Origin of the sequence: Mycobacterium sp. BK086 (genome assembly GCA_004362315.1) — a bacterium.
Taxonomy (GTDB): domain Bacteria; phylum Actinomycetota; class Actinomycetes; order Mycobacteriales; family Mycobacteriaceae; genus Mycobacterium.
This window is the reverse complement of sequence record SNWL01000004.1, coordinates 1,075,905-1,099,273: the sequence shown is the minus strand read 5'-3', so window position 1 is coordinate 1,099,273 and position 23,369 is coordinate 1,075,905. Positions and strand designations below refer to the sequence as shown.

20 protein-coding genes are annotated in these 23,369 nt (G+C 66.2%); 9 read left to right on the top strand and 11 right to left on the bottom strand.

Translation table 11 applies throughout. From position 1 onward, the window contains the following. Positions 1–87 precede the first annotated feature (87 nt). From EV580_RS16060 to EV580_RS16045, 4 genes are read left to right on the top strand one after another with little or no spacing between them, the layout of a single operon-like run. On the top strand, positions 88–1,056 hold the full coding sequence (locus tag EV580_RS16060; RefSeq protein WP_133692133.1) for an enoyl-CoA hydratase/isomerase family protein: 969 nt from the start codon (positions 88–90) through the stop codon (positions 1,054–1,056). A gap of 12 nt (positions 1,057–1,068) precedes the next feature. Then, positions 1,069–3,417 carry a CaiB/BaiF CoA transferase family protein gene (locus EV580_RS16055; RefSeq protein WP_133692132.1) on the top strand — a complete coding sequence of 783 codons (2,349 nt, stop codon included), beginning with the start codon at positions 1,069–1,071 and terminating at the stop codon, positions 3,415–3,417. Then, positions 3,414–4,178 carry an SDR family NAD(P)-dependent oxidoreductase gene (locus tag EV580_RS16050; RefSeq protein ID WP_133692131.1) on the top strand — a complete coding sequence of 255 codons (765 nt, stop codon included), beginning with the start codon at positions 3,414–3,416 and terminating at the stop codon, positions 4,176–4,178. The genes EV580_RS16055 and EV580_RS16050 overlap by 4 nt, the downstream gene beginning before the upstream one ends. 17 nt (positions 4,179–4,195) lie before the next feature. After that, positions 4,196–5,458 (top strand): hypothetical protein, encoded by a 1,263-nt coding sequence (locus tag EV580_RS16045; protein WP_370629518.1) that lies wholly within the window; start codon positions 4,196–4,198, stop codon positions 5,456–5,458. On the opposite strand, the gene EV580_RS16040 is transcribed toward EV580_RS16045, so the two are convergent. From EV580_RS16040 to EV580_RS16020, 5 genes are read right to left on the bottom strand one after another with little or no spacing between them, the layout of a single operon-like run. Further along, entirely contained in the window at positions 5,438–6,556 is a 1,119-nt protein-coding gene (locus tag EV580_RS16040) for a M24 family metallopeptidase (protein WP_133692130.1), read from the bottom strand. The two genes, EV580_RS16045 and EV580_RS16040, sit on opposite strands and share 21 nt — an antisense overlap. Continuing rightward, complete coding sequence (locus tag EV580_RS16035) at positions 6,546–7,754, bottom strand: M24 family metallopeptidase (RefSeq protein ID WP_286171574.1); 1,209 nt, start codon at positions 7,752–7,754, stop codon at positions 6,546–6,548. The genes EV580_RS16040 and EV580_RS16035 overlap by 11 nt, the downstream gene beginning before the upstream one ends. Further along, complete coding sequence (locus EV580_RS16030) at positions 7,751–8,932, bottom strand: amidohydrolase family protein (RefSeq protein ID WP_133692129.1); 1,182 nt, start codon at positions 8,930–8,932, stop codon at positions 7,751–7,753. Before EV580_RS16030 ends, EV580_RS16035 begins: the two co-directional genes overlap by 4 nt. 29 nt (positions 8,933–8,961) lie before the next feature. Beyond that, positions 8,962–12,456 carry a carboxylic acid reductase gene (car, locus tag EV580_RS16025; protein ID WP_133692128.1) on the bottom strand — a complete coding sequence of 1,165 codons (3,495 nt, stop codon included), beginning with the start codon at positions 12,454–12,456 and terminating at the stop codon, positions 8,962–8,964. A 12-nt stretch (positions 12,457–12,468) separates the two neighbouring features. Then, on the bottom strand, positions 12,469–13,164 hold the full coding sequence (locus tag EV580_RS16020; protein WP_166654718.1) for a TetR/AcrR family transcriptional regulator: 696 nt from the start codon (positions 13,162–13,164) through the stop codon (positions 12,469–12,471). 93 nt (positions 13,165–13,257) lie between these two features. Here EV580_RS16020 and EV580_RS16015 point away from each other — a divergent pair, with 93 nt between their 5' ends. Further along, positions 13,258–14,166 carry an alpha/beta fold hydrolase gene (locus tag EV580_RS16015; RefSeq protein WP_133692127.1) on the top strand — a complete coding sequence of 303 codons (909 nt, stop codon included), beginning with the start codon at positions 13,258–13,260 and terminating at the stop codon, positions 14,164–14,166. Further along, on the top strand, positions 14,163–15,356 hold the full coding sequence (locus EV580_RS16010) for a cytochrome P450 (protein WP_133692126.1): 1,194 nt from the start codon (positions 14,163–14,165) through the stop codon (positions 15,354–15,356). Before EV580_RS16015 ends, EV580_RS16010 begins: the two co-directional genes overlap by 4 nt. 1 nt (position 15,357) lies before the next feature. On the opposite strand, the gene EV580_RS16005 is transcribed toward EV580_RS16010, so the two are convergent. From EV580_RS16005 to EV580_RS15990, 4 genes are read right to left on the bottom strand one after another with little or no spacing between them, the layout of a single operon-like run. Beyond that, entirely contained in the window at positions 15,358–16,581 is a 1,224-nt protein-coding gene (locus tag EV580_RS16005) for a cytochrome P450 (RefSeq protein ID WP_208114616.1), read from the bottom strand. Continuing rightward, on the bottom strand, positions 16,581–17,285 hold the full coding sequence (locus tag EV580_RS16000) for an NIPSNAP family protein (RefSeq protein ID WP_133692125.1): 705 nt from the start codon (positions 17,283–17,285) through the stop codon (positions 16,581–16,583). The genes EV580_RS16005 and EV580_RS16000 overlap by 1 nt, the downstream gene beginning before the upstream one ends. 3 nt (positions 17,286–17,288) lie before the next feature. After that, positions 17,289–17,483: a ferredoxin gene (locus EV580_RS15995; protein ID WP_133692124.1), complete on the bottom strand. Its 195-nt coding sequence runs from the start codon at positions 17,481–17,483 to the stop codon at positions 17,289–17,291. Positions 17,484–17,497: 14 nt separating this feature from the next. Next, positions 17,498–18,739: a cytochrome P450 gene (locus EV580_RS15990; RefSeq protein ID WP_133692123.1), complete on the bottom strand. Its 1,242-nt coding sequence runs from the start codon at positions 18,737–18,739 to the stop codon at positions 17,498–17,500. 104 nt (positions 18,740–18,843) lie between these two features. Here EV580_RS15990 and EV580_RS15985 point away from each other — a divergent pair, with 104 nt between their 5' ends. The 3 genes from EV580_RS15985 to EV580_RS15975 all read left to right on the top strand — a co-directional run bounded on the left by EV580_RS15985 (position 18,844) and on the right by EV580_RS15975 (position 21,151). Next, positions 18,844–19,392 carry a TetR/AcrR family transcriptional regulator gene (locus EV580_RS15985; protein WP_133692122.1) on the top strand — a complete coding sequence of 183 codons (549 nt, stop codon included), beginning with the start codon at positions 18,844–18,846 and terminating at the stop codon, positions 19,390–19,392. Continuing rightward, a complete protein-coding gene (locus EV580_RS15980) occupies positions 19,389–20,324 on the top strand; it encodes an LLM class flavin-dependent oxidoreductase (protein WP_133692121.1) in 936 nt (311 codons plus the stop codon). The genes EV580_RS15985 and EV580_RS15980 overlap by 4 nt, the downstream gene beginning before the upstream one ends. A 74-nt stretch (positions 20,325–20,398) precedes the next feature. Continuing rightward, positions 20,399–21,151: an SDR family NAD(P)-dependent oxidoreductase gene (locus tag EV580_RS15975; RefSeq protein WP_133692120.1), complete on the top strand. Its 753-nt coding sequence runs from the start codon at positions 20,399–20,401 to the stop codon at positions 21,149–21,151. On the opposite strand, the gene EV580_RS15970 is transcribed toward EV580_RS15975, so the two are convergent. Then, entirely contained in the window at positions 21,148–22,179 is a 1,032-nt protein-coding gene (locus EV580_RS15970) for a phosphotransferase family protein (protein ID WP_133692119.1), read from the bottom strand. The genes EV580_RS15975 and EV580_RS15970 overlap by 4 nt on opposite strands. After that, positions 22,179–23,339, bottom strand: a complete 1,161-nt coding sequence (locus EV580_RS15965; RefSeq protein ID WP_133692118.1) for an Rv3169 family protein — start codon at positions 23,337–23,339, stop codon at positions 22,179–22,181. Before EV580_RS15965 ends, EV580_RS15970 begins: the two co-directional genes overlap by 1 nt. Positions 23,340–23,369: the final 30 nt, after the last annotated feature.

The following is a 23,369-nucleotide window of genomic DNA, read 5'->3' as shown; positions in this document are numbered from 1 at the left end:
CCGATTTGTTCTTGGCTTCGCCCGAATCTCGTTATGTTACAACCAGCATGCTCACATGATCACCGTCACGACAGGAGCGCAATCACGATGAACCACGACTACGAAGAGATGAAGAAGGAAGCCGAACCCTTCATCAAGTTCGAGAAGGACATCGAGAATCGGATCGCCTACATCACGTTCAACCGGCCCGATGAACTGAACTCCACCACCATGGGCATGCGGCAGAACTTCGCCGACATGATCCATAAGTGCAATGTCGACGACGACGTCAAGGTCGTGGTGATCCGCGGCGAAGGCAACGACTTCGGTAGCGGCGGCGACCTGCCCGAACAGCGCGAGATGTTGGAGAATCCGGGAGTTCCTCTGCTGCATGAGCTTTCGATCAACGATGAGAGCGTGAAGTACCCGCCGGGGGATTCCTACCGCTACCTCTACACCCTGACCGATCACTACGCCAAGGCTCGCGCCGGAAACCGGCCGCTGCAGGAGTGCAAGAAGGTCACGATCGTGGAGGCCAAGGGCTACTGCTACGGCTGGCACTTCTATCAGGCCGGCGATGCGGACCTGGTGGTGTCCTCCGACGACGCGTTGTTCGGGCACCCCGCGTTCCGCTACGTCGGTTGGGGACCCCGGCTGTGGTGGTGGGCCGAGACCATGGGCCTGCGCAAGTTTTCCGAAATGTTGTTCACCGGAAGGCCGTTCAGCGCGAAAGAGATGTACGACTGCGGCTTCGTCAACAGTGTGGTGCCACGCGAGGATCTCGAAGCCGAGACGCTGAAGTACGCGATGGCGTGTTCGAAGTCTCGTCCCACCGATACCGTCGTGGTGCAGAAGACGTTCCTCGAGCTCTACAAGCAGCACAAGGGTGAGTACTTCGGCAGCCTGCTGACCGGTGTGGTCGAGGGCATGTTGCCGATGATGACCAACGATCGCCCCAACTACCCCGACCTGACCGAGGGTACGTTCGAGAAGGGCCTGAACAACGTCGTCAAGGACAACGACCTCAACTTCCCGCCCGAATGGCGCCTGAGCCACTCCGGACGTAAGAAGCCCTGACCGAGCCGTAACATGGCGACGCTGAACGGGTTCCGGATCGTCGAACTGGCTGAAGGGGTGGCCGGCGAGTACTGCGGCAAGCTACTGGCCGACCTCGGCGCTGACGTCGTCAAGGTGGAGCGGCCCGGGCGGGGTAGTCCCACCCGGGCCATGGCTCCCCTGCTGGACATCGCATCCGATCCCGAACGCAGCGGACTGTTCGCGTACCTGAACACCAACAAGCGCTCGGTCGCCCTCGACGCGCACAGTCCCGCGGTTCAGGACCTGATCGCAAGCGCGGATGCCGTGATCGACGATCACCATCCAGTAGAACCGCCGAACCGTCGTGGCCTGGTGTTCTGCTCGATCACGCCGTTCGGGGCGAGCGCTCCCCCAGAGTTACAGAACAGCAAGAGCATCAACATCTTCCAGGCCGGCGGCTGGGGCCACCACACACCGAGTCACCCCGATCCGGCCCTGCCACCGCTGAAGGGTCCTGGCCGCTACTCCCCCGACTACGAGGCCGGCCTGGACGCCGCGCTGTGCGTCATGGCGGCACTCTTTCGCCAGATGCACACCGGTGACGGCGAATTCATCGATATCTCCCAGCACGCGGTCATGGTGGCCCGCGCCGACTGCATCCTTGGCCGGTTCATCACCGGGGAGGTGTCGCCGGAGAACACCCGCGACGACTTCGACCAGCAGGGGCCCGCGTCGATGTTCGCCTGCGCAGACGGTTTCGTCTACCTCTACATGACCAGCCGCGGCCACTGGCTCGCGCTCGAAGAGCTGCTCGACCATGCCGACTGGCTCGACGCCTTCGATGACGACTGGCTGGAATTCTCCGTCACCCCGGAGAAGGTCGCCGCATTCAAAGAACACTTCGCTGCCTGGATTTCCGACCGGCCACGCGAGGCCACGGCCGAGGCCGCGCAACGGCTGGGCGTCGCCCTGGTTCCCGTCAACGGCGCCGACGATCTGCTGTGCTCGCCGCAGTACCGCCATCGCCGGTTCTTCACCGACGTCACCCACCCCGTGCTAGGTACCGCCGCCTACCCGGGAGCACCCTATTCGCTGACCACGTCCCCGGCTGAAATCCGCACTCCGGCACCAACCCTCGGACAGCACACCGAGGAGGTCGTCGGCAGCCTCTCGGCACCGCGGGACCGTCCCACCGTCCGAGCCCCTCAACTCAAGAAACCGGCACGGCGACGCGGCGGCCCGCTGGAGGGTGTCCGGGTCGTCGAACTCACCAAAGTCTGGGCTGGTCCCTACACCGGCAAGTTGTTGGCGCTGCTGGGCGCCGAGGTGATCAAGGTGGAGTGCTCGGCACTGCCCGAAGAGATGCGGGCTTACGGTGGAACCGATATCAACCACGCGCCCTATTTCCTGAGCATCAATCCCGAGATCCTCAGTGTCGACCTGGATATCAAAACGACGCAGGGCATGGCGGCGCTGCGCGATCTGGTGGCCGACAGCGATATCGTGCTCAACAATCTGCGGCCGGGCGCGATGGAACGTCAGGGCCTCGGCTACGCCGATCTGGCGGCTGTCAAACCCGACATCATCTCGGTGTCGATCAAGATGTGGGGCAACGACGGCCCACTCGGCTATCAGACGGGCTACGCCCCGTCGTTCTCGTCGCTGGCCGGGCTGGCGTCACTCGTCGGCTACGAGGGCGGCCCGCCATTGGGTGCGAACATGCGTTACGGGGATTCCACGGTGGGAGCCGCCGCCGCGGTCGGGGCGATCGCCGCACTGCTGCACCGCGAGCGCACGGGCCAGGGCCAGTTCGTCGACATCTCCGCGGTGGAAGTGCTCTCGTCGATGGTCGGCGACCGGCTCGCCGAATACTCCATGACCGGTGTGCAGCTGCTACCGGACGGCAATCGGCATCCCGACTTCGCGCCCCACGGCTGCTACCCCTGCGGCGACCAGTGGATCAGCATCGCCATCGGTGCGGACGACGAATGGCGTTGTCTTTGTGCCGAACTCGGCGCCCCCGACCTGCTCGCCGACACCCGCTACGCCACCGCCGCCGACCGACAGGCCAACATCGACTCACTGGACGCGGCGATCACCGCGCTCACCGCACCTCACGACGCCGCGGCTCTGGCCCGACGGCTGCGCGCCGTCGGGGTGCCCGCCACCAAGAGCGCGTCCGCCGTGGAGGTCATCGAAGACGCGCTCCTATGGGAACGCGGAACCTTCCGCTTCGTCTCCGACCATCGAGAGGGCCAGCGGCCCATCCTCGGGGCGTCCTGGCTGCTGTCTCGGGCGCCGGTCACCGTCGAACGGGGCGCACCCGATCTCGGCGAGGACAATGACTATGTGCTGACAGACATCCTCGGCGCCGGCCACCGATCGGCGTCCACTACATGACCGGCACCTTGGCGGGGACCGTCGCGCTGGTGACCGGTGCGAGCAGCGGCATCGGCGAGGCGACCGCGCGCGCCCTGTCCGCCGACGGCGCCAAGGTCGCTCTGCTGGCGCGCCGCGCGGAACGCCTCGAGCACCTCCGGGTCGCCATCGAACAGTCCGGCGGACAGGCCCTTGTGGTCACCGCCGACGTGACACTCGCCGATCAGGTGCAGCGGGCGATCGACACGACCGTTGCCGAGTGGGGCCGCCTCGACACCTTGGTCAACAACGCGGGGCTGATGCGGATGGGCGCCGCCGTCGACGCACCGCTGTCGGATTGGGATGACCTTGTGTCGGTCAACATCCAAGGCGTCCTCTACACCACTCGCGCCGCCCTGCCACACCTGGTGTCCGCGGCCGCCGACTCGCCCCGTGCTGTCGCCGACGTCGTCACGATCAGTTCGACCGCCGGCTGGGTTGCCCGCCCCGGCACGGCCGTCTACTCATTGACGAAGTTCGGTGTCAACGCGTTCAGCGAGGGTCTGCGTCAAGAGCTCATCGACAAGCGGGTGCGGGTCGGCATAGTCGGACCCGGCACCGTCGACACCGAGATCGGTGACCACCTCCCGGCGCCGGCCAGGGCCGCCCTGGATGAACGCACCGCGGGCATGACGAAGCTCCGGCCTGAGGACATCGCGGATGCGGTGCGCTACATGGTCACTCGTGACCGCCGGGTCGCCGTGAATCAGATCCTCGTGCGCGCGGCCGAGCAGACCTGGTAGCCGCGGTGACCACTGCGATAACCGGCGACGACACCGCCGTCGAGTTACCGATGCATCCCGCGGCATTGTCGGCGGCGGGCAGCCGATTCCTGACGACGGCATTGCATGCCTACGGGAGCCTCTCGCCCGGCAACACCGTCACCCGCGTCACCGAATGCACCGAGATCGGCGGCGGGAGCACTGGTCGCAAGGCGCTGCTGTCCGTCGAGTACACCTGGCCTCAACCGCACTTGCCCACAACACTGTTCGCGAAGTTCTCCCGCGACCTCGACGACCCACTGCGCGACGTCGGCCGCACCCAGATGCAGCCCGAGGTGCGCTTTGCCGAGCTCGCCCGGCGTCCGGGGTTTCCGATCACGGTGCCCACCACCGTGTTCGCGGACTACCACGCCGCCTCGGGCACCGGGATCCTGATCACCGAGCGGATCCCATTCGGCGCCGATGGCGTCGAACCCCAGCACCACAAGTGCTTGGACTACGAGATGCCCTGCCCGAAAGAACATTACGACGCCGTGGTGAGAGCCCTCGGTCAGCTGGCCGGCTGGCATCGCAGCGGAGCCGCAGACGATGTGGGTGACCGGTTCCCGGTCGACTTGCAGGCGGCCACCGTCGGCGAACGCCCACCGCTGAACGAAGCCAGACTCGCGCGTCAGCTGAAACGGCTCACCGGGTTCGCCGAAACCCACCCTGACCTGCTGCCAGCCAATGTCCGCGAGCCACAGTTTCTTTCGGATCTCGCCAGCCAGATCCCGCTCATCCTCGCCGGCGAGCGGGCGCTGTGGTCGCATCTGGCCGCGAGCGCCGACCATATCGCGCTGTGCCATTGGAACGCGAACGTCGACAACGCCTGGTTCTGGCGCGACGCCGACGGCAGCCTCCGGTGCGGTCTGCTCGACTGGGGCTGTGTCAGCCAGCTGAACGTCGCGATGGCGCTATGGGGTGCCCTGTCGGCGGCCGAAACCAGCATGTGGGATGCGCATTTCGACGATCTGGTGTCCCTGTTCGCGAAGGAGTACCACGCTGCCGGCGGCCCGCCGATCGTGCCTGAAGCGCTGGCTGCTCAGGTCGTGCGGTACGCGGCGATCATGGGTGCGACCTGGCTGCTCGACGTGCCCGGGCTGATCCGCGCCCGCCTGGGCGAGGAAGCCACGACGATGACGCGGTTCGACCCGGCGATCAAGCACGACGAGGTGCTACGCGCACCCCTGCAGATGCTGACCAATGTGCTCAACCTCTGGCAGACCCGCGATGCCGGAACGCTATTGGCCGCCGTGCACTGACGTCAGCACCACCGGACCGTCCTCGGTGATGTGCACGGCGTCACGGGTGAACACCGACCCGAGACCTTCCTGCCACACATACCCGGTGACTGACAGAACCATGCCGGCGTCCAGCGTTGCGCCGGCGACCGATCGCGCCAGGTCAGCGGAGACGACGGGCGAATCGAAGCCCATGCCCAGCCCGTGGGCGACCGGCATCGGCGGCAGCGCCTCCCCCGCGCGTTCGTAGACGTCGAGCAGATCGGTGGCTGCCGCGCCGGGCCGACACGCCGCGAACAGCCTCTCCGTCAAGGCTTTCGAGCGCCCGAACAGCGCGGCGGCACCGGCCGGTTCGTCACCGGCGACCGCCGTGCGGCCGATCTCGCCGACATAGCCATCGGCGAGCGCGCCGGCCGCGAAGGCCACCAGGTCGCCGGACCGGATGCTTCCGTCAGCGGTGGCCCGGCGCCACGGATGTTCCCTCGACGTCACCCACGCGCCGTTCTGGGTGGCCGGGGTGCTGACCCCGACCATGGTCATGGCTTCCATCAAGGCACCCACCAACGCGGGTTCGCGACTGCCCGGGGCCAGCTCGCGCAGTGCGGCTGCCAGAGCGGTGCCCGCGACATCGACGGCCCTGCGCAGTGCGACGATCTCCTCGGCCGTCTTGATTCGGCGGGCCGCCCGCATCGCGGGCTCCCCGTCGACGAGTTCAGCGTTCGGGAAGGCTTGCGGCAGCAGCTGAGCGAATGTCGGTGATAGCGCGTCGGTTCCGACCCGACGGGCCTTCGGCGACGCCTCGAGGCCCTTGATCACCTCGGTCAGGGTGTACGGACTCCAGGTCAGGCCATAGAGCCGATCTCGGCCGATCTCGTCGGGCACGCCCTCGTCCCAGGTGCTGTTCAGGTGGATCTCGCCGGTGGCGCGTTCCAGCACACAGATGGGGCCAAAGGGCCGTGTGCCGGCGACCCACAGCTGCGGTGTGCCACTGACATAGCGGACGTTGGCCTGCCGGCCCAGCACCAGCAGGTCAAGGTCGTGGATCGCCATCTGGGCCAACACCTTCTCGCGACGCCCGATGCGTAGTGCCCGATCGTCGGGCAGCGTCTCAGTCGCCATAGGGGGTGTAGGGGTAGTCGGTCAACGACTGATAGCCGTCCTTGGTGATGATGACGATCTCCTCACTGCGATAACCACCGGTTCCATCGGTGTAGACCACCGGTTCGAGCACCAGGATCATTCCCTCGGGGAAGACGAAGTTGTCGTCGAACTCCTCCCCGAGATCGGTTCCGATCATGGGTGTTTCGGCAGGATAGGTGCCGATGCCGTGGCCGAGATAGAAGTGCGGCAGCCAGGGCTTGCTGCCGCCGTTGGCGGCGATCGCCGCGCGAGCCAGGTCGCCCGACGTCGCGCCGGCCTTGGTGACCGACAGCACCGCGTCCAGGATGTGCCGCCACTGCCGGTACTGGTCCTGCTGTTCGCTGGTGGGCTGGTCACCGACAATCCACGTGCGACCGAAGTCAGAACAGTAGCCGCCGTAGGTGATGCTGACGTCCGTCCACAGCACGTCGCCGAGTTCGAGGGCCCGTTCGGTCGGCAGCAATGGGAGCGCAAGATCGCCGTGCGTGGTCCACACACCCTCTGCCCGGGTCATTGGCATGACCTGCCAGATCGCCTCCAGCATGTTGGAGGTGGCCCCCAATTCGAATGCCCGCCGGACGAATTCGGCGGACAGGTCGAGCTGACGCACACCCGGGGCCAGGGCTTTCTGCACATCGACCACCGCTTCTTCGGTGATCCGGCAGGCGCGGCGGATGCATGCCATCTCGTCGGGTGTCTTCACCAGCTGCGCGCCGGCCAGTACCGCGGCGGCGTCGATCGACGTGTCGGCGAACAGTCTGCTGCCGGATTGCCGCATGGCCCCGGTCAATTCGTCCACAGCCACGACGGCGCCCGGCCGGATCAATCCCTCGGCCAGGTCGACGAATCGTTCGACCCCGTCCTCGAATTCGAGGTAGGCGGCGCGGTGCCGGTGGTCGGCGGGCACCTGGAACTCGGCGGAGGCACCCTCCCGGAACGGGAGGAACACGTGCGGGTGTTCATCGTCGGCCAGCACGATCGCGACCGGACGTTCGATGTGGGACAGCCCCGCGTCGAGTAGCGGCCAGCTGGCCCCGGTCGCGTAGCTGACGTGGCCGTTCATGAGCAGGATCAGCGCGTCAACACCGCTGTCCGCCATGGCTGTCCGGATCCGCGCGCCGACCTCGCGGTACATCCGGGCGCGGTCGGGCTCGTCGGGGATCACAAAGCCCGTCATGACACTCCCAGGAAGTTCTTGATGTTTCCGCTCACGACCTTGGCGGCGTTCTCCGGCCCCAGCGCGGCCACCACCGCCGACAGCGACTGTTCGGAATAGCCGAAAGTGCTCTCGTTGTGCGGATAGTCGCTGGACCACATCACCTTGTCCACGCCGATCTGGTCGATCAGGCTCAGGCCGAGCGGGTCGACCATGAACGAGGCGGACATGTGGGTGTCCCAGTAGTAGCGGATGTCATGGCGCGGCGGTTGGTCCAGCATGTGCCGGTAGGACGCCAGTACGTGCTCCCCGTCCTGGAGCGCGGACGGAACCCAGGCGATACCGCCCTCGAACCAGCCGACCTTCAGGCCCGGGTGACGATCGAGGATGCCGGAGAAGATATAGCGCGCGAACATGTCCCGGAACGAATCGATGTTGATCATCATCGCCACCGCGACACTGCCGAACTCGCACGGGCTCTTCGGGGGCGTCTCGCCGATGTGATGAGTGACCGGTAGGCCGGCCTCTTCGATGACGTCCCACACCGGCATCATCGCGGTGGAGCCGTAGTCGATCACCACGCCGTCGTCATCGAACCCCGGATACAGTGGCATCAGGAATGTCTTGAGGCCCAGCGACTTCAGTTCGTCCAAGGTGCGTTTGGCGCCGGCCGGCTCCCACCAGTTGATCAGCCCGACGCCGTAGAAGTGCCCGTTGGAGCGTGCCTGGATATCGGCGACGTACTCGTTGTAGATCCGAAAGATCCGCTCGCGCAACGCCTTGTCCGGGTAGTGAAAGAGGGCCAGCACAGCATTCGGAAACGCCAGCTCCTTGTCCACACCATCGTCGGCGAGCTCCTGGATCCGGGTGTCGATAGCAGCCGCCCCGGTGGCCGCACCAGGCAGATCGTCGTACTGCATCAGGACCGCACTGAAATCGCCGACGACGAACGACTGCCCCTTGACGCCGACCATGTAGGCGCCGTCCTCGTACCAGATCCTGGGCGCCTCGTCCTTGAGGTGGTCCGGGAACTTCTCGTAGAAGATGTCCGACGCCACCGACAGGTGATTGTCGGCCGAGAAGATCTCGGTACCGGGCGGCAGCCCGATCTGCTCACGGCTGGCGCGGGCGTGGCCGCGGCGGTCCTTCGGCGCACCGAATCCAGTCGGGGGGTACTGCAGCTTGGTCGGTAGTGACATCGATGTCCCTTCACTGGCTGATGTGGGGGCTAGAGCATGTCCAGAAGTCTCATGTCGTCGACGTACTTGGCGATGAGTTCGCGGGATATACCAGGGATCTCGCGGCCCGCAGATTCGACCGCGGCGCGGAACCGCGCGGCCGGGACAAGGGAGCCGGGCACCGCCGCTCCGGGATGGCGGTAGACGTCGAGCACGGTGAGCACCGACTGCTGTTTCGCGCGTTCGGGCAATGCCTGCATCGCGGTCTCGAACCGGGCCAGCCATTCGGCGTAGTCGTCGATGCGTTGGACCGGGAACCCGCTGTCGGCGATCCAGTCGACGAAACTGTCCAGGGACACCCCGTCGTCGTGCGGATTGGTGGTGTTGTACGTCGCGAAGGCGTCACCGCCGCGCAGACCCACCTCGGCGATCGCACCGGCCAGGAAGTCGACCGGGAGCCCCTCGTAATGCGCCCGGCTCGCGTCCCCGAGATAGAACGACGCCGGGGCGACACCGGTGGCGATGACGCTGAACAGCAGGCGGGTGAAGATGTCCGGCACGTTCAGCTGGCCGTCGTAGCGGCTGTCGGCCAGGATCATGCCCGGCCGGAACACCGCGACCGGCAGAGCGCACAGGTCGTGAGCCCCCCGCAGCAGTACCTCGCTGGCCCACTTGCTGACGCCGTATCCGTTGGCGTAGCCCGCGGACAGCGACACCACCGGCACCTCGAGGCGGATGTCGCGCTCCTCGCCGACGATGTGATCCGTGACGGCGGTGACACCCATCGTCGAGATGTAGTGAATGGTCTTGAGTTTCGTGGTCAGCGCCAGCCTGATCAGCTCGGCGGTGCCTGCCACGTTGGGGGCGAACAGCTGGTCATAGGGCAGCACATGGTTGACGTGCGCAGCGGGGTGCACGATCAGGTCGACCGACTCGCCCAGCCTGGCCCAGGTCGCGTCGTCCAGTCCCCAGCCCGGCTCGCCGATATCGCAGGCGATGATCTCCAGGTGGCCGTCGGCCAGGTCGCGGAAGCGCTGGAGCAACGCCGGATCCGATTCCAACGCGGCTTCGATGCGGGCGCGGGCACCCGCGGCATCTGCGCCGCGGGCCAGATAAGTCACCCTGCCGTCGACGGCGGCCATCCGCTCCAGCCACTCCAGGCCCAGGAAGCGACCGAGGAATCCGGTCACACCGGTCACCAGCACCGACCGGATCTCCTCGGCGGGACGCGGCAACGTGGTTGCGGCCTGCAGGATCTCGGTATCGATGAACTTATCCAGCGCCAGGTCGGCGGCCCTGATCTCGCGAGCGCCCGCACCGTGTACCGAACCGAACGTCATCTTCGAGGCGGAGTTGCGTTGTCGCTCGATGAATGCAGCCACCGAGGCAAGGCTGCCGGTGGGATCGGTCACCACGCCGACGGGTACCTCGGCGCCGACGATATCGGCCAGCAACCGGGAGATCGTCAGGGCCGACAAGGAATCGCCGCCGAGGTCGATGAATCGGGCGGTCGGGTCGATGTTGTCGGCCGACAGCCCCAACGTAGCCTGGACCGCGCGTGCGACGACCTCGTCGATCGGCAGGGCCGTACCCTCGGCCCGCAGTGCCCGCAGCTGCCGGGCCTGGTTGTCGGCCAGCTCTGCGTAGCGCTCTTCCAGTCGCGGCCCGTAGCGTTCTTTGAGGTTGGGGCGCAGGAACTTTCCAACTCCGGAGAGCAGTCCGTTCGCCAGGCTGAAGGGCTCGGTCTCGACGAGTAAGTCCCGCGGGATCTCGTAGCTGTTGAGCTGATTCTCGTGCGCGATCTCCAGCAGGGACTCGGCGATCGCGGAGGCTGACGAGGACGGATCGGTCGGCACCACGATGCCGAGCAGGAAGGCGCGTTCGCTGGTGCCGTAGAGGTAGATCTGCCGGATCAGCGGACTCTTGGTGTACAGCGCTTCGAGCCGGGCCACCGCGACGAACTCGCCCTGGGACAGTTTGATGACGTTGTTGCGGCGGTCCACGAACCGCAGCCGGTCGGGCGCCACCTCGGCCATGATGTCGCCGGTCCGGTAGTAGCCCTGAGCGTCGTACATGGTCGCGGTCAGGTCGGGCCGCTTGTAGTACCCCGCCATGAACCGCTGCGACTTCACCAGCAATTCGCCTCGCGGATAAGGCTTGTCGGTGTTGAAGTAGCCGAGTTCGGGGACGTCGTCGAGCTTGTAGTCGATGACCGGCGGGCGCAGCACATGCTCGTCGGCCAGCAGCATGCCACCGGCGATCTCGGTCGAGGAGTAGCCGATCATCAGGTGCTGGTCGAGCACCGACTCCATGAAGTCCTTGATCTCCGGTGACAGCGCGGCCGAGCCGCAGCCACAGGCCAGCACTCGCCCGCCGAGCACGCGCTCCCGCAAGTCCTCGCGTAGCCGCTCGCCCGCTTCCTGCTCATCGGCGCCGGCGATCGCCGCCTTGTCGAGCTCACCGAGATAGTGGTGATAGAACATCTCGCACACCCGTGGCACCAGGCTGAGCGTCGTCGGCCGAGCGGCCGCCAGGTCGTCGAACAGTGTCGAGAGATCACTACTGGCAGCGAAGTAGCTCGTCCCGCCATTGGCCAGGGTCATCAGCACGTATCCGTAGCCGATGAGGTGGCTCATCGGCATGTAGCTGAGGGTTATCACCGGTTGATCCGATTGCGCCAACCACGAACCGATGCACAGGCTTTCGGTGAGCATCGCGCCCTTGGGTGTGCCCGTCGTGCCCGAGGTGTAGAACACCCAGGCCAGCGGATCCTCGCCGTCGGCCGCGACATGCAAAGGAGCGGCGGGCAGATCCACCGCCGAGTCGGCGATCCCGTCGAGCACCTCGATCACCAAGGGACTGTCCGCGTCGGCCAGCCGCTGAACGGCACCGTCGAAGCGAGCCCGGTGGGTGTCGTCGCGCGGCTCGTAATCGAAGACGATCAACCGCTGCGGGGCAGCGCCCAGGAGCAGCGCTTCGACCGCGGTGTCCAGGGATTCGATGCTGGCCAACAGAATCCGCGGTCCGGTTTCGGTGAGGATCGGCGCATGCTGGGTCGCAGGTGCACTGGTCTGCAGCGGAACCACGACCGCGCCCAGGTGGATACAGGCGAGTTCGATCACCGCGTAGTCGACGCTGGCGAACCCGAGCACGCAGACGAAATCGCCTGTCATTAGGGGATGTTCGGGGTGATGGTGCCAGTCCGCAGCCACCACGCGTACCCGGTCCCACAGCTGGCGGTAGCTGGTGGTGACGAACTCCGGGAGAAAATGGACTTCTGTCTGTCCGGTGGCCGGGTCGGTGGTCAGATCCCTGGCACGGGCACCGAGGGCGGGCCGGTCGGCGTAGCCCTCCATGACGGTGGCCATCACCTGAGCGATTCGCAGACCCGGCTGTCGTGCAGCAGCGGCGACGTCGTCGTCCGGCGTGGCAGCGGCAAACTGGGTGTCCTCAGCGTAGAGACGTCCGCGTCTGCGGGCTATCCGATCCCACTGCTCCTGTTGCGCACCAGGGTCTTTGACATCACTGCGGCCGACAAAAGCCATGGCTTCACACCCTCAGACGGAAATGGAGGAATCCGCGTCGCGACTCGACCCTGCATTGGCGATCCGGGCGGGCGGCGCCTCCCACAATCCGACGAGCGCGGTGATCAGCTCCTCGGCGACCACCGACCAGTTCGAGCTCACCGACGGCTTGCCGATCGCCAGCTCACCCTCGATCTCGGCACAGGTGTGCATCAGGAGATTGGACGCCATCATCCAGCGACCGAGACGCACCCGCTTCGGCCGCTCCGGCAGGCATCGGTTGATCCCCCGGACCGTCTTCAGCATGAGCTCGGAGGTCAACGCACCGGCGACCACCAGATCCCGGTAGGTGGGGTCGGCCATCGCCTGCGCCGCGAAACGCGCGTACGACGTGGGAGTTCCGAGTGCCTCGAGATGCTCGGTGAAGGGGTAGACCAAGACACCGATCCAGTCCCGCAGTTCTTTGGTCTCGGTGATCTCGTCCAGCTTGCGTTGCCGGATCTCGTCGATGGCGATGCGGTGCCTGGCCTCGATCGCACGCAGGAGATCGGCCCGTGATCCGAAGTGGTAGCAGGCCGCGGCGTTGTTGCCCTGCCCGGCGGCCTCGCTGATCTGGCGGTTCGAGACCGCGTGCATGCCATGCTCGGCGAAAAGCCGCTCAGCGGCCACCAGCAGCGCGTCCCGGGTGACAGACGATCGGTCGGTGCGCTGGTCTTTGGCTGGGCTCACCGTTGTAAGTGAACACCACAGGTCAAAGTAAATCAAGGAATTTATTTAGATACCGGGCGCTCCGCACCGCCGGTTGTGTCACCATCGCAACCGATGACCACTTCACCTCAGCTCGACCCGTCGGCTGAGCACACCATCGAGGTGTGCGGCGGCAACGTCGTCTACGAAATCGTCGGTTCGACAGGCGATTTCATCGTGCTCACACCCGGCGGCCGGTTCAGCAAAGACATCCCCGACCTGCGTCCGCTGGCCGAAGCGCTGGCCGCGGGTGGTTATCGGGTCCTGCTGTGGGACCGGCCGAACTGCGGGAAGAGTGACATCCAGTTGTTCGGCGAGTCCGAGTCGCACATGCGGGCAATCATCCTCAGTGAGCTGATCACCGCGCTGGGCATCGGCCCGTGCATTCTCGCCGGCGGCTCCGGCGGCGCCCGCGATTCCATGCTGACCGCCATCCTCTTTCCGCAGCAGGTGACGCGGCTGGTGCTGTGGAACATCGTGGGCGGACTCTTCGGCACGTTTGTGCTCGGCCACGTCTATGCGATGCCCAGCATTCTTGCCGTGCGCGGCAGGGGCATGGACGGGGTGCTCGGCGTCAAGGACTGGCGGGAGTGCATCGAGGCCAACCCGGCCAACCGTGATCGCCTGCTGGCATTCACCGACGACGAATTCCTGAACATCATGTTGCGCTGGCTCAATGCGTTCGTCACCAAACCCGGCCAGACCATCCCCGGCGTCGACGACACCCTCTTCACCGACCTCGCCGTTCCGACCCTGATCATCCGGGGCGGCGAGAACGACCTCAACCACCCAAAACGGACCTCCCTGGAAGTTCAGTGCCTGATCAAGGGGTCCGAACTGATCGATCCACCCTGGCCCGAGGATGCCTGGGAGCGGGCATCGGAGGCGATGGCCCAGGGAAAGTCCAAGCGGTTCAACCTGTTCGACACCTGGGTGCAGGCAGCGCCCGACATTCTCGAGTTCCTCGGAAGGCACCGCACATGACCGACACCCTCGCCTACGACCCTTACGACATCGCACTGAACGCCGACCCCTACCCGACGTTCGCCAGGATCCGGGAGACCACTCCGCTTTACTACAACCCCGAGCACGAGTTCTATGCGCTGAGCCGGTACACCGACGTCGACGGCGCGCTGCACGATCACGAGACGTTCAGCTCCGCCCGGGGCGCGATCCTGGAGATCATCAAGTCCGGCATGGAGATTCCGTCCGGCACGCTGATCTTCGAGGACCCGCCGATCCACAATATCCACCGAAAGCTGTTGTCCCGGATCTTCACCCCCCGCAAGGTGGCGGAGCTGGAACCCCGCATCCGCGAGTTCACCGCGCGCTGCCTGGACCCGCTGATCGGCACGGGTCGGTTCGACTTCGTCAAGGATCTCGGCGCGCAGATGCCGATGCAGGTGATCGGGATGCTGCTGGGAATCCCGGAGGCCGAACAGCAACATGTCGTCGACCATGGTGATTCGACCCTGCGGACCGAGCGCGGCAAGCCGATGACCGAGAACCCGAACGGGACGATCGCCACCGGCGAGGTGTTCGCGGAGTTCATTGACTGGCGCACTGAGCATCCGTCCGACGACATCATGACCGACCTGCTGACCGCCGAGTTCGCCGATGAGACCGGCACCGTCCGGCGCCTGCGTCGTGACGAGCTGCTGTTGTATCTCCAGGTCATCGCGACGGCGGGTGCCGAGACGACGACGCGGCTGATCGGCTGGGCGGGAAAGGTTTTGGCTGAGCATCCCGATCAGCGCCGCGACCTCGTCGAGGACCGCTCGCTGCTGCCCGCGGCCGTGGAGGAGCTGGTGCGCTGGGAGCCGCCCGCGCCACACATCAGCCGCTACGTGACGCGCGACGTCGACTACCACGGGCAGACCGTGCCCGCCGGCAGCCCGATGATGCTGCTGGTCGGTGCCGCCAATCGCGACCCGCGGACGTTCGGGCCGGACAGTGAATCATTCAACGTGCACCGAACACCGCACCAGCACTTGGGTTTCGGTGTGGGCACCCACTTCTGCCTTGGTAACGCCCTTGCGCGGCTGGAGGGGCGCATCGCGCTCGACGAGATCCTCGACCGCTTCCCGGAATGGGACGTCGACCTCACCGATGCCGAGCTGAGCCCGACGTCGACCGTGCGCGGCTGGGAGTCCATGCCCGCGACCGTCGGCTGAGCTACACCTGCACCGGAATGTTGTTCCAGCCCCACTGGAAGCTCGACGGTGGCCGGCGTGCTTCGTCGTCGACGATGTGATAGTCGGGCACACGGCGCAGCCATTCCTGAATCAGCACAGCGATTTCCAGCCGTGCCATGTGGTAACCCAGGCAGAAATGCTGTCCACGGCCAAAGGCCAGCGATCTCTCGATCGGCCGGTTCCAGAGGAAGGTCTCAGGGTCGGCGAACTCCCGCTCGTCGCGATTGGCCGAGGCCAGTAGGGTGATGATCCGCTGGCCCGGCTGAATTGTGGTGTCGTGAATCGTGAAGGGCTTGCGCACGGTTCGGGCGAACCACTGCGCAGGTGCGCAGTAGCGGATGATCTCCTCGCGGGCCACCGGCACATTGGCGGCCGGATCAGCGCGCACCACCGCGAGCTGGTCAGGATTCCGAAGCAGCTCCCACAGACCGTGCGCGACGATCTTCGGTACGGTCTCGGTCCCGCCGATGAACACGCCCAGCATCTGGACGGCGACCTCGCTGTCACTCAAGGCGGACCCGTCCGGCAACCGGTAGGCCAGGAGGTTCTCCACGATGGGGAGTGGCCCGCCAAAGGTGCCGGCCCGGACCTGTTCGACGATCGGGATCAGGTATTCCAGGTAGCCCGGTCGGGCGTTGGCCACCTCGACCCCGCTGCCGGGTTCGGCCAGGCTGCCCGCGTTCACCGTGGCGAGCACATCGGCGGCCGAATCGGTTGACAGACCGACGAGTTCGCACACCACCGATGCGGCGACGATGCCCCCGTAGTCCTGGGTGAGGTCGAAGCTGCCGCGCGGCAGTAGCTCGTCGAGACGTTCGTTGGCCAGCTCCCGGATACGGTCCTGCCACCCGCTGACCGACTTCGGCCGGAACTGGCCCGCCGTGCAACGCCGAACGTCGTCGTAGAGCGGGGCGTCAAAGTTGGCGTGAAACGGCAACGGGTGCAACGGCGGATCGGCGACCGGCCCGTCGTTGCGGCTGCTCAGCACCGCGGCCGCGGGCAACGTTCCCTCCGACGCGACGAACGTGCCGTCGTTGATCGCCAGCACCTGCCAGACGTCGTCGAACCGCGAGAGTGCATAGGTGTCGAGCTCGTCGACGTAGTACACCGGGTGGTGGTCACGCAGCGTCCGGTAGAACGGCCGGGGATCCGCCATCACAGCCGGATCAAAGGGACTGTATGAGAAGTCCTGCAGCACAGTCATTATCGGAGCGGCGACGGAGGTAGGGCCTGCAGGATGGAGTCCTCCCACCCGTCCCGCAGTGCGGGGGCGACGCTCATCCAGGTGACGATCTCGGCCGGGGGGCTGTCCTTCCACGACGGGTAATGGTTCTCGAAGCAATCCCAGTCGCCGTCGAGCGCCCAGTAGTGGATGACCTCGTTGAAGCGGAAGGTCGTGATGAATGATCCGAGCCAGCGCTTGCCCGTCGACTCCGACCACGGGACGTACAGGCGCTCCAACTCACGGATGTAGTCGTCCTGACGGCCCGGCTTGGTCTCCATGATCTCCTGGATCACCAGTCCGGCACCGAACTTCGCGTCCTTCAGCTCGGCGAGCGTGCGGTTGCTGCGACCGGCGTACATGATCCGGCCCTCCCCCGAGGCGCCGACGCCGGCGAGGTAGTCCGTCCAGACGGAGAACGCCTCGCGGTGGCTGCCGCCGGGTGCCTGCGCCTTGCCGATCCTGGCGTAGTCGGCGAAAGCGTCGATCTCCCAGATGATCGTCACCTGCGGCCAGTGGCCGTTGTAGGGAGTGGTCTCCCAGATCGAGAACAACCGCGCTCCAAGTGATTCCATCATCGGCTGGTAGACGCTGGTGAACTGCTCGGTGAACCGATCACTGCGCTCCGCGCCCAGCGCGATCGTCTCGTGCAGATACAGCAGGGTATGGCTGAAGAACTTCTTCACCGATCAGTCCTCGACCAGGCTCAAGGCCGCGGCCGGACATTGGGTGACCGCCTGCTGCATCCGGGCCCGGTCGGATTCCGGACGCTCGTCACCGTGGATGCGGACGCTGCCGTCGTCGTTGACTTCGAACACATCCTCGGCAATGGTCTCGCAGATACCGTGCCCGGTGCATTTGCCGAGATCCACTTCAACGCGCATGAACTGCTCCACACTCACCGGACGAACGCCGGGATCCGCTTGATCCCGTGAACGAAACTACTAAGGAGATAATCGGGCTCACCCAACTCGACGTCTACTCGGAAAAGCAACTCGCGGAACAGATTCCGGATTTCGGTACGCGCAAGCTGGTTGCCGAGGCAGAAGTGCGGACCGCCGCCGCCGAATCCCAGGTGCGGGTTCGGCGAACGCGCCACGTTGAACTCACCGGGCGCCTCGAAGGCCTCGTCGTCCCGGTTGGCCGAGCAGTAGAACAGCCCGACTTTGTCGCCGGCCTTGAGCTGCTGGCCCGCGAGTTCGGTGTCCTGGGTGACGATCCGGGCGAATTGCAGCACCGGTGTGGCCCATCTAATGAATTCCTCGACCGCCGGGCCGATCCTGGCGTCGAAGTCGGCCATCAGCCATGCCCTCTGGTCGGGATTGGCTGCCAGCGCCAGCATGGCGTGCGACGTCGTCTGTTTGGTGGTGTCGTTACCGGCCGACGCGAGCAGGATCAGGAACGCCCCGATCTCCTCGTCGGTCAGGGTGTGCCCGTCGATCTCGGCGTTGACGATGCTTGTCATCAGATCGTCGCCCGGGTGGCGGCGGCGGAACTTGGCGAGTTCGACGCCGGTGCCGGCGAGCAGGAACATCTCGTTGACCGTCGCCTCGGCCCGCTCCTCGATCGTGGAGTACTCGTCGTCGCTCATGCTGAACAGCTTCTCGGCGGCCTTGGCCACGGCCTCGCGGTCGGAGTTCGGCACACCGAGCATCTCGGAGATCGTCATCATCGGCAGCCGCGCGGAGCAGGCGGCGACGAAGTCCACCTCCCCGGCACCGACGAGTTCGTCGACCACGGTGGCGGCGTTCTTGCGGACCTGCTCGTCGATCTGGGCGACGTGACGCGGGGTGAACGCCGAGCTGATCAGCCTGCGATACCGCGTGTGCTGCGGCGGGTCCATCATCAGGAAGAACGTCGCGATTCGCTGGATGTCCGCAGGCATCGGGTCCAGCGCGATGCCTTCGGCCGAGCTGAACAGCTCCGGATGCAGGCTGGCGTGGACGATGTCGGCCCGGCGGGTCAGCGCCCAATAACCCGGCTCTTCCATCGGAAACAGCGAGGGAAACGGCTCGTGCCAGGTGAGGCCGTCGGTAGCTCGCAACGCGGCGAAGGTCTGGTCGCGGACGTCAAAGGGCTGGCCCCAGAATCGACGCGACGTGATGTCGTGAGGGCTGTACTCACGCTGGTCCCCGGACACGTGCCCAGCGTGACACTTTGCCTAGAATTTGTAAAGACAGTGTTTTGAGTCTCGGATGTGCGAACGGACGTGACACATAGGCTTCGACCTGTAATCCTGTACACGTGAGCCAGGCGCCGGCAGGTAGCACCGCGATACCCGACGAGGACGAGTCCTCCTCGCGGCGCCGCATCCTCAACGCCACCGCCGAAGTGATGGCCCGTAACGGCCAGACCAAGCTCAGCCTGTCCGAGGTGGCGCTGCAGGCCGGCGTCTCCCGGCCCACGCTCTACCGCTGGTTCGCCTCCAAGACCGACTTGCTGGACGCGTTCGGCGCCTACGAGCGCGAGATGTTCGACACCGGGATCAGCCGCGCCACGGCGGGGCTGCGCGGAACCGACAAGCTCGACGCGGCGCTGCAGTTCATCGTGTCCTACCAGCAGACCTACTCCGGGGTGCGGCTCATCGACATCGAGCCCGAGGTGGTCGTCGCCCAACTGTCCCGCATTCTGCCGCTCATGCGATCCCGGCTGGAGCGGTTGTTGACCGGCCCGAACGCCGAGATCAAAGCGGCCACCGCGATTCGTATCGCGGTCTCGCACTACGTGGTTCGCAGTGACGACGCCGAGCAGTTCCTGGCCCAGTTGCGCCACGCCGTCGGCATCAAACAGTGACCCTTCCGCTCGACGTCGGGATCTACGTCCCGCAGATGGGCTTCACCTTCGACGAGGTGCTCCATCGCGCGCAGCGCTGCGAGGAGCTCGGCATCGGTTCACTATGGCTCTATGACCACATGTACGGCCCCGGTGTCCCCGGTATCGACTCGCTTGAGGCGTGGACGCTCGCTACCGCGCTGCTGAGCCGAACCGAACGGCTGCGGGTCGGACATATGGTGCTGTGCAACCAATTCCGGCACCCCGCCGTGCTGGCCAAGATGGCGACCACACTGGATCAGATTTGCGGCGGCCGGCTGGAACTGGGCATCGGCAGCGGCTCGATCGAGGATGAACACACCCGGCTGGGGCTGGAGTGGGGATCGTTCGCCGAGCGCTCCGGGCGGCTGCGGGAAACGCTGGAGATCCTCACCCAGGCGTTCGCCGAGCAGCGGATCGACTTCGCCGGAACGCATTACACGGTTCGGGATATGCCCATCAAACCCGGACCCGCACGGCAGCCGCGGCCGCCCATCGTGGTCGGCGGTGTCGGCGAGAAGTACACCCTGCCGCTGGTGGCCCGCTACGCCGACGTGTGGAACGTGCCCACCTATGCCCTCGGTGAGATGGAACACAAGGTGGCTGTTCTGCGCTCGCTGTGCGAGGACATCGGGCGTGATCCGGCCACGATCGTGATGTCGGTGGAGGCCGTGATGGCCATCGCCCCCGACGATGCCACGCTGGTGGATGTCACCCGGCTCGCCGAAAAGCGGTTCGGCGGAGAGGGTTTCGGGCTGCACGACGGCGGGCTCATCGGCACCCCGCAGGCGATCGTCGACCGGCTCGGTCAGCTGCGCGAGATGGGCTTCGGCCAGGTGGTGCTGTTCACCCACGACCGCGCCTCCGACACAACGCTGGAACTGCTGGCCGGCGAGGTGCTCCCCCAGCTCTGAGCCCCACTCGCGCACAAAGCTTTTCGAATATTCGACGGTTGACACTGCTGATAGCGCGTCCTAGCGTGACCGTCATGAGCCACCCTCTGCAAGGACGCCGCGCAGTGGTCACCGGAGCGGCCAGCGGCCTGGGCGCGGCGGCGGTGCGGGCACTGTCCGACGCCGGCGCGCAGGTCGTTGCGACCTATCACCAGACCGAGCCGACCGGTGAGTCGGATGCCACCTGGGTGCAGTGCGACGCGCGGGACGCGGCGTCCGTCGACGCGCTGTTCGACACCGCGGTGGCGGCCATGGGCGGGGTGGACGTGCTGGTCAACGCCGCCGGGCTCTGGCAGCAGGGCGTCCCGGGAAGCATCAGCGCCGACGAGATCGACTTCCTACTGGCCACCAACATCAAGGCGACGATCCTGACCAACCAGGCCGCGCACGCGGCGATGCGCACGACGGGTGGCCGGATCATCAACTTCGGCTCCGCCGAGGCGGTGATGGGCAGTCCGATCTCCGCGGTCTACGCCGCGACCAAGGGTGCGGTGCAGGCCTGGACCCGGTCGGCGGCCAAGGCGTGGGCGTCGGACAACGTGACGGTGAACGCGCTGGCGCCCGCGATGCAGACCCGCGGCGCGGACCGGTTGCGCGAATTCCTCGGGCCCGAGGCGGCGCCGTTCATCGATCAGCAGATCAAGGCCACCATCCCGCTGGGCGGGGCGCTCGGCGATCCCGACCGCGACCTCGCCCCGGTGCTGGTCTTCCTGGCCGGGGAGGGCTCCCACTTCATCACCGGCCAGCTGCTCGCCGTGGACGGCGGGCTGGTCATGCTCGGCGGCTAGCGGGACGGCAGGACTGGTCCGTCGTCGAGCTTCTCCGCCACCCCGAGCTCGGCCAACCCGAGCTGCGTCAGCAGTGAGATGCCGTGCGCGTTCAACAAGAACCGCTCGTCGTCGCTGTCCCCGCTGTCGTAGAGCATCGAGCCGATCAGGCAGATCACCGCCATCTTGAAGGCGTTCAGCGCCCGGTACCACGGCCGGTTGCGCGGGGTGATGCCGCTGGCCGCCTGGTAGTGCGCCAGGAACTCGTCGAAGCCGATCGCCGCGGGGTGGCTGGTGATCCCGACCGGCTGCATCCACAGCAGTTCCATCCAGCCGAGGTCGGTCAGCGGGTCCCCGGTGCCGGTCAGTTCCCAGTCGAATACCGCGCTGACCTCGTCGCCGACGAATGCGAAGTTGCCGGGCTTCGCATCGCCGTGCACGAGAGTGACAGCCGGATACCGCTCGGGCGTGCTGACCCGTAGCTCCGCGAGCAGGCGTTCCAGCGCGGGCAGCGGACCGCGCTGCACCCGGCGCATCTCGTCGGCCCAGTGCGCGATCTCGCGGTCGAGGTGATCGCGACCATCGCCCAGCCAGTCCAGTCCGGTGGCCGTCAGATCGACGGTGTGCACGGCGGCGAGCTGCTCGGCCATGCCTTCGCACATCCGCCGGATCCCGGCGTCGCCGGCACCCTCGGGTGCCTGCATCTCGTAGACATCGCCTGCCACCCGCTCCATGACCAGAAAAGGCCGGCCCAGCACGTCGCCGGAGTCCTCCAGCCACAACACCTTTGGGGCGCGAACGGCGGTGTCGCTCAACGCGGAGAGAATCCGGAACTGGCGCGGCAGATCGTAGGGTTCCAGCAGCGCCGGCGGGCGGGGGCGTAGCCGCAGCACCACGTCGGTGCGCTCGGCCGCCACGATCGTGAACGTCAGCATCTCGGCCGAATGGCCGAAGTCGACCCGGTCGAGTCCCTCCACCCGAACGTCGTCGGCAATCTGTTTGCGCAGCCACGAGGTGAGACGCTGCGCCAGCTCCGGGATTTCGGTCATCAGTTGTAGGACACCTTGTGATCGGATTCCGCGGTCAGACCCAGCTCGGGCCACACCCCGCCGATGAGGCTCTCCATGATTCCGTAGCCGACGGCGTCACCGTCGCGGACCCGAATCGGGGTATCCCGGAATTGGCCGAGCGCGCGCAGGTTTTCATCGGACCAGCAGTCGGCGAGGTATTCGCCGTCAAGGTGCAGCGGCCCCTTCCACGACCCGTGCTTGTGGTCCTTCCACGGGCCGTATCCGCCGGTCTTCAGGAAGAAGCCCGACTCGCCGAGCGCCTCGACCTCGATGACGCGTTCCTCGCCGGATTCCATGGTCATCAGCAATTCGCCACCTTTGACGAAGCGAGTCCTGTTGTCGTAGTGGATTTTCGGAGTCACGCTACGCACCCGGGCCTGGGTGCCGTCGGCGTCGTTGAGATAGGCCGAGCTGTACTCCCACGGCCCTTCGACGATGAAAATCGCCGTCTCGTAGTAGGTTCCGTCGGGGCGTTGAAAGAAGGCCGGCGACCATTTCATCCCGCCCCGCACGCCGACGGGCGGCTTCGGTGCCGGGATCAGGTCGTCGGGCGGGGAACCGATGGCCTGTCGTACGCCCCAGGAGTGGTCCCGCATACCGAACCATTCGTCGGGCCGCATCTCATGGGTCACCCCGTCGACGGTGACGGTGCCCGTCGCCCACCCGCCCTGGTGGTAGCGGATCACGTCGACGTCGACACGGCCGGTGTTCCGGTTGCGCACCAGGTTGCGCTCCTCGAAGAACGGCGGTGTCACACCGGAGAGCACCACGTCGAAGGAGATCGGTTGCACGTCGTTGGGTTCGAGCCGGAACCGCATCTGGCGCAACGGCTCGACGATCTCCATCTGGATCGGGCCGACGCTGAGTGCCTCTGGTGCGGAGCGCAATTCGCGACTGCCCCGCACTGTCCACTGCTCACGTTCACGGGAGATCCCGGCGAAGCCGTCGATGATTCCCCGGTTCTGATACTTGCCGAGCCCGAAGTCCAGTTGCAGCGAACCGTCGGTGCGAGCGATCGACGCCCAGATCTTCTCGGTCCAGGCCAGGTCGGCCTGCGACAGCGTCGCAAAGGTGTCGACGATCTGGTGATTGAGTCCCTCGTCGGCTCCCAAGAGCGGGCCGATGTCCTTGATTGACACTGATTTACCTTCCTTGCGCCGGGCCGTACC